Source organism: Alteromonas sp. CI.11.F.A3 (assembly GCF_032925565.1).
GTDB lineage: Bacteria > Pseudomonadota > Gammaproteobacteria > Enterobacterales > Alteromonadaceae > Alteromonas.
In genome coordinates this window covers 3,308,302-3,325,370 of record NZ_CP136708.1, presented here as the reverse complement: position 1 = coordinate 3,325,370, position 17,069 = coordinate 3,308,302, and the positions used below count along the sequence as shown (strand labels likewise).

Below are 17,069 nucleotides of genomic sequence, written 5' to 3'. Positions count from 1 at the left end.
TTTAGTCACGATGGACTTTCTGACATACCAGGCAAAATTTCGACCTGACAGCTTAGCGGTACATGACCTTACTTTTGTTCGCGCATGGAGCTTCAGCGAATTTAACCAACTCGTCGGTAAGTTTGCGTCTTATTTGCTGAAACGGGGCATTAAGCGCGGTGATAGAGTTGCCTGTATTAGTAAGAATCGTGCAGAAGTGATTGCCTTACATTTTGCTTGCGCTCGAGCTAAGGCCATTTTTGTGCCCTTGAACTGGCGGCTGGCGTTATTTGAAATAGAAAGTTTACTTGCAGATTGTGAACCTACTATTGTTTTCGGTGACGATAAAGCGGCGGAGATAGGCATTGCTTTTGAGCCTATTGGAAACCTCATTGAGGATACTGAAAACCTTGTTGTTGATGATGCTCTAGAGTTTGATAACGATGCAGCTTGCTTAATTTTGTATAGCTCTGGAACCACGGGGCAGCCCAAAGGGGCTATTCATACTGAAGCATCGTTGATGGAAACGATTTTGAATTCAACGTTATTATATGAAGTGGATCAGCACAGTGCATTTTTGAACGAATCGCCTATGTTTCACATCATAGGTTTAATTTCGTCGGTGCGTCCAGTGTTATACAACGGCGGAAAGCTGGTTATCTCTGATGGGTTTATACCTGAGCGTACCTTAGATAGGCTTTCTGATCCTATTTTAAATATTACCCATTATTTTTGTATACCGCAAATGGCTAATTCGCTTCGCCAAGTTAGTTCTTTTGATCCCTCAAGGTTGAAAAATTTAAAGGCGTTGCTGACCGGTGGTGCACCACATCCAGAAGTACAGATCAGACGATGGCTCAATGATGGCATTGCTATTGTCGATGGTTATGGCATGAGTGAGGCAGGTAGCGTGCTAGGTATGCCGCATAAACTTGATTTGATAGACAAAAATGCGGGTTGTGTTGGTATCAACCCTCCAAGAATATCGATACGCTTGCACGACGCTCAGGGGAAGACAATAAAAGTTGGGGAGCTAGGGGAAGTGCAGTTAAAAGGACCTAATCTGTTTATTGGTTATTGGGGGAAAGAGACCTTGTTTGAAAACAGCTTTACTGCTGATGGCTGGTTCGAAACAGGCGATATTGCGGTGCAAAATTCTCTAGGTTGTTACCGTATCGTTGACAGAAAAAAAGACATGTTTATTTCTGGGGGAGAAAATGTTTATCCCGCAGAGGTTGAAGCTATCGCTTTAAAACATCCGCATGTATTGGAATGCGCCATGATTGGTGTGCCTGACGAGAAATGGGGCGAAGTAGGCTGTCTATTCATTGTTTGTCAAACGAACATAAACGCTTTAGATCACGACGGCTTAATGCATTATTTAACAGCGCATATTGCTAAATATAAGGTACCTAAATCACTTGTTGTGTTAGAGGCATTGCCTCGTAATGGCGGTGGTAAAGTGCTGAAACATGCATTGTATTCTAGCGTTGTTGAGAGCTGAGTTAGCACTAGCGAGGATGGTACTCCTCGCTTTTTTTACAAGGAATTCATTTTGAATATTGAATTTTTTAAAAAGCGAAATGGTGTAAACCAATGAGCATGGCTGTATATTTATTGGTATTTCCGGCCATAGGTAATAGGTAATAGGTAATCAAAGTAGTATTGCCCCGTCTTTTTCTTTTTATCTAAATATTGATTGCTGGATGTTGTTTTATCGCCACTGCCGTGGGATCTTTGTCTATAAAAAAGGCATTACGACGTTGAAAACGTTCATTGGCATATTCAATGACTTGTTGAGTCGCTGACACCATATGCCCAATACCATGTAACCCGACTTGTAACCTGGCGGCGTTTATCATGTCAAACATATGTGCCAATCCCCAGTGGAGTTCTCCAACCCAAAAAAAATGTAGGCTGTTGTCAGTGAGATCATGATCGGCTCCTGAGATAAAGATTTTACTACCCGTCAATATATAACTACAGGGCTGGAATGGCAAAAAGTGACTAAATGCTTGGCATAAAGTCCCACAAAATAAATTATGCAAGTAATTGAGTGCCTTTGGTTTTAATCATCGATTAGGGGCGTTTAAACAAAGTTGCTTTCATTACTTTTTAAGTGAGGCTTCGATGTACTTTCAACACTGGAATCTAGCCTGGGAAGGATGCTAGTCGATATTTTTTCCGCCGTCTTCTAGTAGGCCTCGCAACCAAAGTAAGCCAGGGTCCATATCTCTGACTTTATGCCATTGCATACCTTCAATGATTTCAGGAAAGTGCTCCCAAGTCTGGTGAAGTTTGATGGGGTATAATTTAGCATAGTGCAGGGCATAACGACGATGCATAGTAGCCAAACGTTTGGTTCCCACTATTCCTTGGCAAAGTGCGCCAAATTCCGGCAACTGCACCTCAACCCGTCTTTTCCTGCCTTTTTGATCTACATGTTTGTCTGCAATAGAGGCCCTGTGCTCAAGTCCAAAGGTAGCAACGGCGTGTCCACAAGCAAAAAAAGTATCTTCATCAATTTTATCGAAGCCCGCTTTTTGACAGCTAATAATGACCTCTTCGTCCCGCCACAGTTCAGTAAATGTGTGTCCCTGTAAGGCGAACTTATCGACGGTTACTAAAAGATCAATTTCAGCACGTTCGAAACGTTCATTTACTTGTTCGTTAGGTGGCATGATTTCAAAGGTGACAAAGGGAGCGAGCGTTGAGGCCTTGGCTATAACCTTGGCGAGTAAAATTGTATAGGCGTAATCAGAAGCTGAAATCACAAAATGTCGGGATGTAGTGGTTGGATCAAAACTGCCAGCCCGGGTGATTTCACCTCTTATCTGAAACAGTGCTCTGCGAACAGGGCTAGCTAGTGCTTCGGCCTTAGGAGTAAGAAACATGCGGCGCCCGCTTTGTTCTAATAGTTCATCGTTGAAATATTCCCGTAAGCGTTTTAGGGCTCCGGTGACAGCAGGTTGACTTAAATGTATACGTCGAGCTGCCGCTGATACATTTCGTTCTTCTATTAATGCTTCAAGAGCAACTAGGAGGTTTAAATCCAATCCGTCAAATCGCATGGGTAAATCTAACTCATCAAGTTATGTGTGATAAATCTATCAGCCCCACTTATAGCTTACAAGGTTAATTGTGATTGGACGCTGATAGGTTTTAGAGGGAGAGTAGAGTGTCCGCCCATTAGGCGGTTGTGTACTTAGTTAAAAATGGTGATGCACCAAGATTTTGCTGTTTGTGGACTGAGGGTATTGACCATTGTTAGGCAAATTTAATGTCCTCTAGTTGAGTTAAATACCACACTTTGTTTTTATTTCTGAAAAGTGAAATAGGTATAACAAATATGAGTCGTGTGTATGTTGGATATTGCACATAAATTTGTCGTTAAAAAATATTGTTTTATTAGGTTTCGTTTATGAGTGCTGATTGCTGTACAGGTAAAAATTTAATTTCGGTAAGTAAAAAAGGGCAACATTTAGTGGTGGATATTCATTGCCACCTTAATGTGAAAGCGGCAGATCAAATTGTGCAATCTAAATACCCTGGGCCACCACCAGGTATCCACGAATTTTCTAGTGACAAGTCTAACGAGGTCAATAAGGCCCAATTTTGTACCATAGGCGCAACCCTAAATAATATCGATTTACGTATTGCAGATATGGATAGACTGGGTGTTGATGTTCAAGTGATATCGCCCAATCCCGGCCAGTATTTTTATTATACTGACGATGAAACTGGTTTGGCTGCTTCACAAGCAGTGAATAATGGTATTGCTGAAGCGGTCGCTTCTAATCCAGAAAGATTTGTGGGTATGGGTACAGTCCCAATGCAAAACATTGCCATGGCGATCTCAGAAATGAGACGCTGCGCCCAAGAATTGGATCTGCGTGGTATTGAGATAAGCACCAATGTAAACGGCAAAGATTTACATCATGAAGAGTTGCAGCCTTTTTTTGCTGCAGCTGAAGAACTTGGCATCTTATTGTTTATACATCCACTGGGTTTTACCCAAGCACACCGCATGAAAGAGTATTATTTTAACAATCTAATTGGTAATCCATTGGAGTCCACACTTGCCGTAGGCCATTTAATTTTTGGCGGAGTGTTGGATCGTTATCCAGAATTAAAAATCTGTGTTGCACATGGTGGTGGTTATGTTCCTGGGTATTGGGGGCGTATGGATCACGGTTGGCGTGCCCGTCCTGATTGCAGTGAGCATTGTAAGCACTTGCCTTCAAGTTATCTGCGCAAACTATGGTTCGACACCCTAGTATTTGACAAAGAGCAGCTAGATTCTCTAGTGCGCAGCCACGGTTCTGATCGTTTATGTCTTGGTAGTGATTATCCATTTGATATGGCTGAACCCAACCCAGTGGAATTTCATGATCAGCTAGCTGAAAACGATAAAGCCAAGATACTTGGTTTGAACGCAGCAGATCTATTGGGATTAGTACCGAAAGTTTGATTACACCTAAATAAATCGCGAACGTATAGTTTTTTGACCTATAAGCATTACGAATACCTAAGTGGGTAATTTGTCATTGGACGCTGATAGGTTGGGGCTTTATATTATTGCCAATGCTGGATTGGGCAGACATTAAAGGGGAGTGTTGTCACCCCTTAACTGACTCAAGCAGAATATCAAATTCAAAAAGGAGTACCCGTATATGCGTATTAAAAGCCTTCACAATGTGAAGTTTAAGGTACCTGATTTAGTGCAAACCGAAGCGTTTGCTCAGGACTTCGGTTTGCTTACCGTAGAATGTAATGAACAACACTTGATTATGCGAACCGGCGGTGGAGACGCTTTTGCTTATGTCGCTGAAAAAGCCGATAAAGCGAGTTTTGTAGGCTTGGCGTTTGAAGTAGACAGTAAAGATGATCTTGAAAGCGCTATTAGCGAGCACGGTGCCAGTCCCATTCAAGCACTAAGCACACCAGGCGGCGGTATCGGAGTGACATTAACCGACCCTAACGGTTTCAAAATTGATCTGGTTTATGGCATTGAGCGAGTGGCTGCAGAGCCAGCTTATGGCCAGCTTGTTATGAATGCACCGGGACAATATACCCGTGAAGAACGTTTTGAGCCAAAACGACCTATGGCTCCAGCAAAACTTTTTCGCTTAGGTCATGTAGGTTTATTTATTCCGAGTTTTGGCCAAAGTTTGCCTTGGTATAAAGATGTGTTGGGTTTGATCCCTAGTGATGTGTATCACATTCCTGGACAACCCCAGGCACAGATTGTGGGTTTTTGTCGTCTTGACCGCGGTGAAGAGCTGGTGGATCACCATGTTATTGCCCTTATGCAAAGTCAAACCGGTGAAGCGGCTTGTCACCATATTAGTTTTGAAGCGCAAGACTTTGAAGCCCAGTTTATGACCCATCGTTATTTAGAATCTAAAGAATACGAATTGGTTTGGGGCGTTGGCCGTCACCCCCATGGTAGTCATATTTTTGATGTATGGCGCGACCCAGATCGCAATCGTTTTGAAACTTTTTCTGACACCGATCGCTTAAAAGCTAGTGATGGTTCACGGGTGCATAATATTGCTGAAGTGGAAATGGATGTGTGGAGTTCTGAGCCACCTGATCGCTATTTTGAATAATCGCCATTTCACTACACAAATATCAGAATAGAGGTATAAATAATGAGTAAATTTATGATGGGCGACGTAAAGCCCGCAGTAGAGCCAGAAAATATCAACCCAGTAACGGGCTTAGTCGAAGGAACCTTTGGTATTGGTACTTACCAAGTAGAAGGCGAAGCCGCTTTCCCAGGTTTAGTTTTGCCAAATGGTGATGTGTTAGATGTATCTGACCGTTATGTAGACACCCATGCCATCTTTGACGATTGGGACAATGCCCTAGTTTGGTTGAAAGAAGTAGCGGCGAAACAAGATCGTCCAGCAAAATCGTTTACAGAATTGAACATTTTACCTGTGTTAGCCCATCCCAACTTCATTTGCGCAGCGTCTAACTACCGTCAACATGTTGCAGAAATGATGACTTTCAACAAATTCAATCAGGACAAGCGTTTACCGGGTGAAGACGATGAAGCTTTCTTTAAACGTAACTACGCTGAAGTAGATCGTCGTGGCCGCGAAGGTACTCCTTTCTTTTTTACCGGTTTACATTCTTCTTTATGTGGAGCGAATGAAGACGTTCCCTTGCCTTTAATCGGTCAGCAACCTGATTGGGAATTAGAGCTTGGATTTATCCTTGGTAAAGGTGAGCGTTATGTAAAACCAGAAAATGCCGAAGATATGATCGCTGCATACGTAATGGTTAACGATATAGGTACGGTTGATGAATTTAAACGTGCCGATATCAAATTTAACTTTGATTGGGTCAGTAAATTCCAGCCTAACTTCAAGCCATTTGGTCCTTTTGCTGTGCCAAAAGAATTTGTCGATCGCAACAAAATGCAAATTAGATTAAATGTTAATGGTGAGAAGCGTCAAGATTGGCCTGCAGAAGATATGATCTTCGGTCCAAGTCAAGTGCTTTCCCATGCATCCGAGCGTCTTCGGTTATTACCTGGTGATCTGTTCATTATGGGCTCGCCTCCAGGTAATGCTGCAAATTTTGGCGGAGCATGGCTTAAAGAAGGCGATGTAATGGAAGCTGAAATTACTTACCTTGGCCGTCAACGTAACAATATTGTCAAAGAGGATACCGAAGGTAAATCGGTCACTTATGGTGCGTTCAAAACCGAATGGTAACCAAGCGCTAACGCTCTATTTGATAAGTGTGAGCGATGGTGTTTGAGATATAGTCGGTTCAGAAGCGATCGCTCACCGTTTAGCTATTTAAAACAGTTGAGCGTGGAATTTGATAAATATTGAGCACAGTTATAGATTAACCATTTCTTTTATATTTACATTGTTAGGCTTTTAGTGACCTTTTGAAGGTCAAGCGGCTAGATTATGCTTGTTCTGGATTGGTTTTAGGCCATGAAATTACCGGAGGGGTACTTGAAATGGGGCGAGATGTCGAATTTATTTAGCCCGGTGACTAGGTTTCAGTACCCTTTAATATCGTCAGTGGCCGCTGTCGCAATTGTAAAGAGGGCAGAACAGGTATATGTCTAAATGTAAACCTTGCCCGTCCGGTTGCCGCTTAAAGCTCAATAGTTTCTCTTGTCTAGAAGGTTCATGTAATCAACATGGGGTCCCTGATTATTTGAGCTAAGTTTATTAAGCTTTATCTGACCTCGGTCTATACGAAGTATTACGGCTTTAAATCTGGAGTGTTTGTTTACGATAACGACTGGGTGACAAACCAGTGCGCTTGATAAAAGCTTGCCTAAATGCCCGTTCAGAATTGTAACCAATCATCTCGCTAATTTTGCCAATTGGAACTTTGCCTACCTGTAAAAACTGTGCCGCCTTTTGCATACGACAATCAATCAGATAATCGATGGGTGTTTGTCCTACTAAGTCTTTAAATATTCGCGCAAAACTCGCTCGAGACATGCCTACTTCTTTGGCAATTATACTGACGCTTAATTGTTCTTCACTGCGTGTATGCATTATTGCTAGCGCTTCGCCAATTCGCGGGTCAGATAATCCTCGCATCCAACTCATTTGGGTTAAATCTGCGGAGTTTAGATAAGAGCGAATAAACTCACCAAAAATCAAATTAGTGATATTCATTGCTGTTGCGCTGAAACCTGGCGTGTTGTGAGTAAGTTCCCGTTGGCAAAAAGTGTATGCTGCGGCTATCCATGTATCGAGCTGATTTCCCTTGGGGATCAGAATATAGGGAGGCAGCAATTTCAATAGTGAGTTTTGCTCCGGTTCATCTACTGTAAATGCCAAAGAAAGAAGAGAAACAGAATTCTGGATATCGCCAACTTTAAGATCCATTGGTTTATTCCGAATTTCTCCAAATTTTGGCAGTTCATTGGCTGCCCATATCTCTTCAAAACACTGCGGTTCACTGTCTAACGAAACACCAAAGCGGTGTGCTCTACCACCTAGAATTAAGATTGAGTCACCCGTTTGTAAATGGCAGGGTTCGCTACCGTCAACTTCGATCCAAAAGTCTCTGTCGATATTGGAAAACACATAGGCAAAATTGGTTGGCAGCGCAGATAAATGTAAATGTATCGCGGGGGCTAACCTAAAGGTGCCAATTGAATGCGAAAACACATTTAATGAGCAAAGTACATCACCAAGTAAGTCCATAATGAGAGTATTTAGCCGAAATGTGGGGCCTTAAAGTATATATTCTCCGTAATATAGAGACTACACTAAGTTACAAAATAATAACAATTATAGCCCATTAATAACTTTTTAATGCATGTTTGGTATATCAGCAATATACATTTGAACCACTAGTAAACAATGTGGGTTCGGATTTGAATCGTCGACTTTGGGCAGAGCATGAACTCTAAGTTAATGAATAATAAGATAGGATTATTGACATTATGTACCCATTTAAATACAAAACATCTATCGTACGAAACCGTTGGTATATGGCCGCTTTTTCTAACGAGATATCCCGTGAACCAATAGAACGCACGTTTTTAAGCAAGCCAGTTGTGATGTACCGTAAACAAGATGGTACTCCGGTCGCCATGTATGGCTTATGTCCGCACCGTTATTTTTCGTTAGTAAAAGGTCGGGTTGAAGGAGATAACATTGTATGTGGTTATCATGGCTTTAAGTTTGCCGATAACGGCGATTGTATTGAAATTCCCTCACAAGATACGGTTCCCCGTAATTTTTGCCAGCCAGTTTACCCTTTAGAAGAGCGAGGGCCAATTTGCTGGATTTGGATGGGGGACCTCGAAAAGTGTGATACTAACTTAATCCCTCCCTATCATGACATTGGATTAGATAATTCAGACTCATATTACAGTTCGGAAAATTACTTTCATGTTGAAGGCCGCTCGCAATTATTGGTCGATAATTTAATGGATCTAACCCATTTGCCCTACATACATCAGCAATTGGGTAAAGGGGGGGATACCTTGAAAAAAATTCCTATGGAGACCTTAGAGCGTGATGAAAGTTACCGAGTGCTCAGAAAGGGAAAAATGCCGTGGAACCCCTTCTTAGAAACGATTTATGGAAAAAAAGCTGAGTATAAGGGGTTAGCTGACTTTGTTCACTTGAGCGATTTTTATGGCCCAGAACTAGTCAAAACAAGCATCCCTTCTATCACCAAAATACCTGGTAGAGATGGTGTGCCTAAAGAGTTGGGTCATATGGCCATATTGCATGGACTGACTCCTGAAACTGAAACAACCACCCACTATTTTGGTTTTTCTACTCGTAATTTTAGACAAGGTGATAAAACATTAGATAAATTCCAATATGATTCTGAAATGCAAGTGCGCCAACAAGATGTTGATGCCATTGAAGATATGGAAAAAAGAATAGATCAAGCAGCGCTATTTCAAAGAGAGTTAATAGTTGGTGCTGATAAAGCAGCAATTCAGGCACGAAGAAAAGTGGATGCCATGTTAGCGGCAGAAAACGCGGTGACAGGCCTTTAATAAGTATTCAATCTTTTACTATTCAAATGCGCCCAGTGCATAAGCTATTAGGCTTGATGAAGATACTGGACAATTTTAAGGAACTTGAGCTTCAACGTAAAATCTTAGGTTTTATGTTGAAGCAGGTCAGTGGCAATATTTGGTGGCGTGGTGGCTTGTGTGCTGGTACTTCTTAGATGGCATTGAGACCAATAATAAACTGCCAGCTGACATTGCCATACCTATGAATAAATTAGCGGACGAAGCAGAATTACATGAATCATTCCGTTTTTAGTTACTACTAATTAAATTTAGCCGCACTTTCGATGATCTTTTGCCTTAGCCAACGGTGCATAGGATCATTTTCTAAGGTGGGGTGCCACATCATAATTTCTTTTAGCGGAGGTGTTTCAAAAGGTAATTTAACAATTTTGAAGAATTCACGCTGGGCATGCGTTTCGGCAAAGTGCTGAGGCAAAATGGCAATACGGTTGGTATTTAGCAAGGTATAAATCATGGTTGAAAAGTCATTCGTAAGTATCTCGACTCGACGAGTTATTTCCATTTGTTCGAACAACCAATGTTCAATACTCAAGTGGCTAGTACGGGCATAACCAACAGATACGTGGCCCAAAGAACTAAATTGCTCTAAAGTCAAAACATCATCGACCAGTTTATTATTAATATCTGCAATACACACCAATTCATCAGTAGTTAGTGGTGCACATGAATATATATCTAACATGGCAACTTCAGGGGCAATTGTCATGTCCGCGCCACCTTTGGAGAGGACATTTATTTCATGGGCAAAAGGTGACATAAACTCAAAGGTGACATTAGGTGCCAATTTTGCGACCGCCACTACAACATGTCGGAGCAATACCTGCACAACATAATCAGTAGCCACGATCTTGAAGTGACGTTCACTTTGCTCAGGATTGTTGGCTTTTTTACCAATGATAGAGCCGCGCACAGTGGCGAGTACACCAGCAATTGGTTCCTGCAGTTCTAAAGCAAAAGGTGTTGGCTGCATCTTTTTGCCAATCTGTACCAGTAAGTCATCTTCAAAAAAGGCTCTTAGTCTAGACAAGATGCCACTGGTTGCAGACTGGGATAGGTGTAATCGTTCTGCACTACGGGTGATATTTTGCTCTTCAAGCAATATATCTAAGGCTACAAGTAAATTAAGGTCAAGTTGTTCAAATCGCATATTATTTTCTCATAGAAAAGCCAAGCCAAGCCATTCACCAGACATTCAGTTGTAAAATATTTTGAGAACTTTAGGTATCCAGTTTTCTGATGGTTTCCATCTAAACATTCAATTTTTTGAATTGCAAATAAAATATTAACATTGAAACTCAATTTAATTGATTAATTTTTAACAATTTTAACTGGGTCTAATCTATGAAATTAGCATCGCTAAAAACTGACCATCCAGATGGCAAACTAATTATCGTTTCACACGATCAGGCCCTTTATGTGGATGTGAGTGACATTGCAGCAACAATGCAGTCGGCTCTAGAAAATTGGTCAAGCTGCTGTGAGGCTTTAACCGCAAGGTATCAAAGTCTTAATAATGGCGAAGCAAAAAGTGCGGCGGTGTTTGCTGGGCAATCTGTTCTTGCTCCTCTACCTAGAGCTTGGCAATGGCTAGATGGTTCCCTTTTTCTCAATCATGGTCATTTAATGCAGCAAGCATTTCATCTTGACCCTATCGCTGACGCAGACAAATTTCCGTTGGTGTATCAAGGTGCTGGTGACAGCTTTCTTGGCGCCAGAGATGACATAGTGGTCGCAGATTTAAAACACGGTATCGATTTTGAAGGTGAATTTGGTGTGATTGTGGATGCCATTCCAATGGGGTGTTCTGCCCAAGAAGCGCTTTCGAAGATTCGCCTAGTGGTGCTGCTTAACGATATTAGTTATCGAGCCCTTGGCCCACGTGAAATGAAAACAGGCTTTGGATTTGTGCAAGCAAAAGGGGCTACGGCGTTTGCTCCTATTGCACTAACCCCAGATGAACTTGGCGAGCATTGGCAGAATGGTCGTGTGTGCTTGCCCTTACAAGTAACCCGCAATAGTGAAGCATTTGGCCAACCTGATGGGCAAGAGATGCACTTTGGTTTTCATGAACTGATTGCTCATGTGGCACAAACCCGTCCGATTAATGCGGGCACAGTTTTTGGCTCAGGTACAGTATCAAATGCTGACCCATCTAAAGGACAAGCCTGCATTTCTGAACTTCGCGCAAAAGAAATGATCCAGCACGGCGCGCCACAAACGCCTTTTATGCAACAAGATGAAGTGGTTGAGTTTAATGTCTTTGATACTAACGGTAACAGTCTATTTGGTGCTATCGAACAGCGCGTTACAGCCAGTAATAAAAGTGAGAACCAATAATGTTTAACCCAAGAAATTTTACCATTGTCGACTTGTCCGTCACCCTAGACAATAACCCTTATACCGATCCTCCGCCTCTATTACCCAAAATTGAATATACCGATCATCAAGAGGGCTGGCCAGAAATGGGCGCCATGTTTCCCGGCCTAACTAAAGCACAAATGCCGGGAGATGAAGCATGGGCTGCGGAACGCTTGGATATAACCACTCATAGCGGTACACATATGGATGCACCTTGGCACTACGCATCAACAACCGACGGAGGAAAACCAGCTTTTGGTATCGATGAATTACCTCTTGAATGGTGTTTTCAGCCAGGTGTGAAATTGGACTTTAGGCATTTAGCAGATGGCTACATTATCACTGCCAAAGATGTGGAAGAAGAGTTAACACGCATTGGGCATGAGTTGCAGCCATTAGACATAGTGGTGGTCAATACTCGCGCAGGTGAACTGTTTGGGCAGCCTGGTTATCTTGATGCAGGGGTGGGCATGGGCCGTGAAGCAACCATGTACTTATTAGAACGTGGCGTAAAAGTGGTGGGTACAGACGCATGGAGTTGGGACGCCCCCTTTAAATACACCCGTGAGAGATTTGCCGAATCTGGCGATGCTTCTATTATCTGGGAAGGCCATAAAGCAGGCCGAGATATCGGCTATGGGCAAATGGAAAAACTCAGTAATTTAGAGACTTTACCGTCAACGGGATTTTTAATTAATTGTTTCCCTTACAAAATTAAACACGCATCTGCGGGCTTTTGCAGAGCCGTTGCATTAATCGAAAAATCATAACATTTGAAATTTTGAGCATTCATTTTGAATCTCCAAAATTGAGGAAAAATTATGTTTAAGTACTTTCCAACAAACTACGTATGGAATTTATCAGTCAATTTAGCCATAGAAATGGGCGCACGCATCGGTGAGATCGAAGAAATGTGTGGTCCGTTACAAGACGCTGCAAAATCACCAGATAAAGAAGGAGTGCAAGCCTTTAGAGACACCTGGGCCAAGATGGCTGATAAACTTTGCGGCTTAGCAGAAGAAGATTTGGCTAAAGGGCGCACCTTATCAGCAGGCTATAAATATAATCGTGCAGCAACCTACCTTATTACCTGTGAGCGTATTCAAGCTCATGGAGCCCCTGGCAGAACAGAACTTTATAAACATTCACTTGAGCTTTTCCAAAAGTCTATTGAGCTTGGTAAAGAAAATTGTGTGCGTGTTGAAATCCCTTATGAAGGAAAACACCTGTCAGCACTCTATGTGAAAGCTGAGGGAGTAGAATGCCCGGCGCCCCTCCTTATTCAAGTTAACGGTCTTGATTCATCTAAAGAAATGAAATATCGCGTGGGGTTACCCGCATGGTTAGCTGAGCGCGGCGTGTCATCATTAATTTTGGATCAGCCCGGCACAGGTGAAGCGTTAAAATTACAAGGTTTTCATGCTCGTTATGATACTGAACATTGGGCCAGCCCAGTGGTCGATTGGCTAGAACAACAAGAAGACGTGGATAGCAACCGAATTGGTATGGAAGGGGTGTCTTTGGGCGGTTATTACTGTCCTCGTGCGGTTGCCAACGAACCTAGACTTGCCCTAGGTTGTATTTGGGGCGCTAACCATGACTGGCGTGATGTGCAAAAGCGTCGCCTAGAGAAAGAAGGTGACTTCCCCGTTCCCCATTATTGGGCACATGTCCAATGGGTGTGGGGCGCCAAAGATATGGATGACTTCATGAATATTGCTGAAAACGTGCATCTTGATGGTCAGATTGAAAAAATTAAAGTGCCTTTTTTAGTTACTCATGGCTTGAAGGATTCGCAAATCCCCCTTAAATGGGCCGAGCGCACCTACGAGCAATTAGTTAATAGCCCTAAACGCGAACTTAAAATATTTACCGAACGTGAAGGTGGCGTGCAGCATTCAAGTTTTGATAACAGTTCGAATGCGGGTTCTTACATCGCTGATTGGGTGGCTGAAACCTTTAACGAATTAAAAGAAAAGTAGGAGTCCTATTATGAATATTATCGGACCAGACAAACTTATTTTTGCTGTCGACGATGTCACCGCGTGTAAGCAGTTCGCCCTCGATTATGGACTAACACAGCTAGATGATGTCAACTTTGTCGCCCTTGATGGCACAGGCATTGAAATTCACAGCAAAGATAACGCCTCACTTCCCGAAGCTCTTAGCACCGGCTCTATGCTGCGTAAGACCCTTTATGGTGTTGCTGATAATGCAACAGTGGATGCAATAAAGGCCGAGTTGTCAAAAGATAGAGAAGTCAAAACCTTGGATGATGGCAGCATCGAAACGATGGATGACATGGGATTCGTATTAGGGTTTCAAGTGACTATTCGTCAAGCCCTCGACTTGCCAGCTGAAACCATTAATGCACCGGGTGCACCGCCTCAACGAGGAGTGAATGAAACAGGTGTCAGCAAAGAGTTTGTGGCTAAACCTCGAAGCTTGTCTCATGTGGTTTATTTTGTGCCTGATGCTGTTAAAGCTGAAGCCTTTTTCGCTGAACGCCTTGGCTTTGTGACTACCGACCGATTTAAACATATGGGGCCATTTATGCGCCCTGCCGGCACAAATGACCATCATACCTTATTCTTTTTAAATACTCCGCCGCACATGCAAGGTGTCGAGCATTTTACTTTTCATATGAGTGGCCCAACAGAAGTCGCACAGGCAGGCAATGCCTTGGTTGAAAAAGGTTACCAGAGTTTCTGGGGACCAGGTCGTCACATCTTTGGCTCTAATTGGTTTTGGTATTTTAAAAGCCCCTTTGGTTGCAATGTTGAGTATGACGCAGACATGGACTTACATGACGATCAATGGGTTGCACGTGAAGCCATGCCTGGTGCAGATAACTCTCAAGTATTTTTATTGCACTATGAAGAGAAGTGGGCGCCAGGCGGTCCACCTCCGTCTAAAGCGTCCTAAGTCAAATGAGTAGAGTACGCTTAGGTAATATTGTTGATATTGCCGATGGACAGGCCAGAGGATTTGACCCTGGTTGCACAGGTCAAGATAGCTTGTTTGTGGTGCGAAAGGGGGGGATGGTATATGCCTATTCAGATGTCTGTCCGCACTACGGCAGTACGTCTTTGCCTTGGAAGCGGCATCAGTATTTAGATGCCGCTTGCAAATACATTGTTTGTGCCGCCCATGGAGCTCTGTTTGATATAGAAAATGGTCTGTGTATTCAGGGGGCTTGTGAGGGCCAATCGTTAGCAAAGATAGAGGTCGAGGTTAACGCCTGCAATGACATGTGGGTTGACCTGAGAATAATAGAGGAGTTCAAATCATGAGCCCATGTGTGAATAAAGTTTTGATTGTTGGTGGTGGTTTTTCAGGTATGTCTGCTGCCATTGAGCTACGTAAAAATGATATCGAGGTCGATTTAGTTGAAATTGATCCTAATTGGCGAACAGATGGTGCGGGTATCAGCATAGGTGGTGCCACATTACGGGCTTTTAAAACGCTAGGTATATTAGAGGACTTTTTAAAAGTGGGCAGTGCCCATAATGGTCTGGATATACACGCTCCCCATGGCGTGCATTTGGCTCATATTCCTACGCCAGTGATTGGTGATCCAGATATTCCTAATTCGGGGGCCATTATGCGTCCAGCTCTGGCAAAAATACTAGCAGAAAAAACCCGACAGTCAGGCTCCAATGTTAAGCTCGGTTGCACCTTCACTGAAATGACTCAGACAGAGAATGGTGTAGACGTTACCTTTGCCGATGGTACATCACAAAGCTATGACTTAGTGATTGGCGCAGATGGCATGTTTTCCCAAGTACGTAAGACTCAATTCCCCGAAGCTGAAGAGCCTAAATATGTAGGGCAAGGAATTTGGCGTGCGGTACTACCTCGTCTTCCAGAAGTAAAAAACACTATGATGTGGGTCGGACCTCATTTGAAAGTAGGGGTAAACCCTATGTCCAAGGACGAAATGTATCTATTTTTGACTGAAGACAAAAAAGAACGTCAACACGTTGAGCCCGCTGATTTCTTAGAGAAGCTTAAAGCCTTAATGGCGACTTTTCCCGCCCCAATCATTCAGCAATTTAAAGATATGATGAACGAAGATTCACTGATTGATTTTCGTGCTATAGGGAAATTACTTGTGCCTGCTCCTTGGTATAAGAATCGTATCGTACTTATTGGTGATACGGTACATGCAACCACGCCTCACCTAGCATCTGGTGCTTGCATTGGTATTGAAAGTGCCATTGTCTTAGCAGAAGAATTATCCAAAAATGTGAGCCTGGAAAAAGCACTCGCCACATTTCAAGATCGTCGTTGGGAACGTTGTCGTATGGTGGTGGAAAATTCGGCTCGATTAGCACAAATTGAAATAGAGGGCGGCGATAAGCAAGAGCATACACAAATTATGCGCGAATCAATGATGGCCTTGGCTCAGCCAATTTAAGGCGGCTATATTAATGCCAAAAAGGACAAGTGCCTTTTTGGCTCATTTTATGTCACGTATAGTGTTATTTTCTACAGTGGTGCAAAGGCGTTAATTTGTTTTAGGTTTTAATTGAGCTAAGGTAATACCTAATGACGACCTCTAAATCTGACTTTGATGTTCCACTCAAGAGCAATTTTTCTCTAAAGCCAACCTAGGTATTTTGTCATGAAGGATTTCTCTTGGTTGAGTAGGTCGCACAAATGAAGAGAGCCTATCTTGTTCACCTTTTCAAAAATAACATATATCGATGCTTGCAGTCGTTTGCTGCGTAGAATGATGCCCTATTTTATTCGTGCAGTTTAGTCAGCATTTGAAGCTGTAGTGTTCGGGTGTTGTTATTCAATTATTTATATTTAATAGGTATCAATGCCACTAAATAGCTAATTCAAACACTATAACTAACTTGTATGTGAGAAATGGATTAAGCCGATTTAATGTATCTAGGAACGCTATTATTACCGACTTAAAATACGCCTTTGTAAGCACTGCAAAACGAATCCATCTGTCAGATAATCTTGATTAATTACCTCAAATCGGATAACACGATAATCAACTATTATAGGAAGCGGTAGCACTCCAGACTTAAGTGCTTTTCTTACCTAATAATCACTGTATTTCACAACTGCCATCACTTGCTTGTCCATGCCTAAGATAATGCGCTTTCGAGAGACGACTTGGGCTATTGCCTCTTTTTACTTCTTCAGTTAGCGAACACCA

At 42.5% G+C, this 17,069-nt stretch carries 15 protein-coding genes; 11 read left to right on the top strand and 4 right to left on the bottom strand.

Features of this window, described 5'->3' with window-relative positions; translation table 11 throughout:
- Positions 1-10 precede the first annotated feature (10 nt).
- Positions 11-1,483, top strand: coding sequence for an AMP-binding protein (locus R1T43_RS14365; protein WP_317350069.1), 1,473 nt, complete (start codon positions 11-13; stop codon positions 1,481-1,483).
- A 184-nt stretch (positions 1,484-1,667) separates the two neighbouring features.
- Here R1T43_RS14365 and R1T43_RS14360 read toward each other — a convergent pair whose 3' ends face one another.
- A complete protein-coding gene (locus R1T43_RS14360) occupies positions 1,668-1,850 on the bottom strand; it encodes a hypothetical protein (protein ID WP_317350066.1) in 183 nt (60 codons plus the stop codon).
- Between the two features lie 297 nt (positions 1,851-2,147).
- Positions 2,148-3,050 (bottom strand): LysR family transcriptional regulator, encoded by a 903-nt coding sequence (locus R1T43_RS14355; protein ID WP_211069574.1) that lies wholly within the window; start codon positions 3,048-3,050, stop codon positions 2,148-2,150.
- Between the two features lie 350 nt (positions 3,051-3,400).
- Between R1T43_RS14355 and R1T43_RS14350 the strand changes: the two genes are divergently transcribed.
- The 3 genes from R1T43_RS14350 to R1T43_RS14340 all read left to right on the top strand — a co-directional run bounded on the left by R1T43_RS14350 (position 3,401) and on the right by R1T43_RS14340 (position 6,707).
- Positions 3,401-4,450 (top strand): amidohydrolase family protein, encoded by a 1,050-nt coding sequence (locus R1T43_RS14350; protein WP_317350060.1) that lies wholly within the window; start codon positions 3,401-3,403, stop codon positions 4,448-4,450.
- A gap of 202 nt (positions 4,451-4,652) precedes the next feature.
- Positions 4,653-5,591 carry a VOC family protein gene (locus R1T43_RS14345; protein WP_317350057.1) on the top strand — a complete coding sequence of 313 codons (939 nt, stop codon included), beginning with the start codon at positions 4,653-4,655 and terminating at the stop codon, positions 5,589-5,591.
- 42 nt (positions 5,592-5,633) lie between these two features.
- The gene (locus R1T43_RS14340) at positions 5,634-6,707 is read left to right on the top strand and encodes a fumarylacetoacetate hydrolase family protein (RefSeq protein ID WP_317350054.1); all 1,074 of its coding nucleotides are present in this window, start codon (positions 5,634-5,636) and stop codon (positions 6,705-6,707) included.
- A 516-nt stretch (positions 6,708-7,223) separates the two neighbouring features.
- On the opposite strand, the gene R1T43_RS14335 is transcribed toward R1T43_RS14340, so the two are convergent.
- Positions 7,224-8,174: an AraC family transcriptional regulator gene (locus R1T43_RS14335; RefSeq protein ID WP_317350052.1), complete on the bottom strand. Its 951-nt coding sequence runs from the start codon at positions 8,172-8,174 to the stop codon at positions 7,224-7,226.
- Between the two features lie 242 nt (positions 8,175-8,416).
- On the opposite strand from R1T43_RS14335, the gene R1T43_RS14330 reads away from it, so the two are divergent.
- Positions 8,417-9,490 carry an aromatic ring-hydroxylating dioxygenase subunit alpha gene (locus R1T43_RS14330; RefSeq protein ID WP_317350049.1) on the top strand — a complete coding sequence of 358 codons (1,074 nt, stop codon included), beginning with the start codon at positions 8,417-8,419 and terminating at the stop codon, positions 9,488-9,490.
- 280 nt (positions 9,491-9,770) lie between these two features.
- Here R1T43_RS14330 and R1T43_RS14325 read toward each other — a convergent pair whose 3' ends face one another.
- Positions 9,771-10,679: a LysR family transcriptional regulator gene (locus R1T43_RS14325; protein WP_317350048.1), complete on the bottom strand. Its 909-nt coding sequence runs from the start codon at positions 10,677-10,679 to the stop codon at positions 9,771-9,773.
- A gap of 194 nt (positions 10,680-10,873) precedes the next feature.
- Here R1T43_RS14325 and R1T43_RS14320 point away from each other — a divergent pair, with 194 nt between their 5' ends.
- The 6 genes from R1T43_RS14320 to R1T43_RS14295 are packed head-to-tail and all read left to right on the top strand — an operon-like array spanning position 10,874 to position 16,310.
- Positions 10,874-11,869 (top strand): fumarylacetoacetate hydrolase family protein, encoded by a 996-nt coding sequence (locus R1T43_RS14320; RefSeq protein WP_317350045.1) that lies wholly within the window; start codon positions 10,874-10,876, stop codon positions 11,867-11,869.
- A complete protein-coding gene (locus R1T43_RS14315; protein ID WP_317350041.1) occupies positions 11,869-12,660 on the top strand; it encodes a cyclase family protein in 792 nt (263 codons plus the stop codon). The genes R1T43_RS14320 and R1T43_RS14315 overlap by 1 nt, the downstream gene beginning before the upstream one ends.
- A gap of 51 nt (positions 12,661-12,711) precedes the next feature.
- Entirely contained in the window at positions 12,712-13,872 is a 1,161-nt protein-coding gene (locus R1T43_RS14310) for an alpha/beta hydrolase family protein (protein WP_317350039.1), read from the top strand.
- A gap of 10 nt (positions 13,873-13,882) precedes the next feature.
- Complete coding sequence (locus R1T43_RS14305) at positions 13,883-14,815, top strand: VOC family protein (RefSeq protein WP_317350036.1); 933 nt, start codon at positions 13,883-13,885, stop codon at positions 14,813-14,815.
- A gap of 5 nt (positions 14,816-14,820) precedes the next feature.
- The gene (locus tag R1T43_RS14300; protein ID WP_317350034.1) at positions 14,821-15,183 is read left to right on the top strand and encodes a Rieske (2Fe-2S) protein; all 363 of its coding nucleotides are present in this window, start codon (positions 14,821-14,823) and stop codon (positions 15,181-15,183) included.
- Positions 15,184-15,191: 8 nt separating this feature from the next.
- Complete coding sequence (locus R1T43_RS14295) at positions 15,192-16,310, top strand: FAD-dependent oxidoreductase (protein WP_317350032.1); 1,119 nt, start codon at positions 15,192-15,194, stop codon at positions 16,308-16,310.
- Positions 16,311-17,069 lie beyond the last annotated feature (759 nt).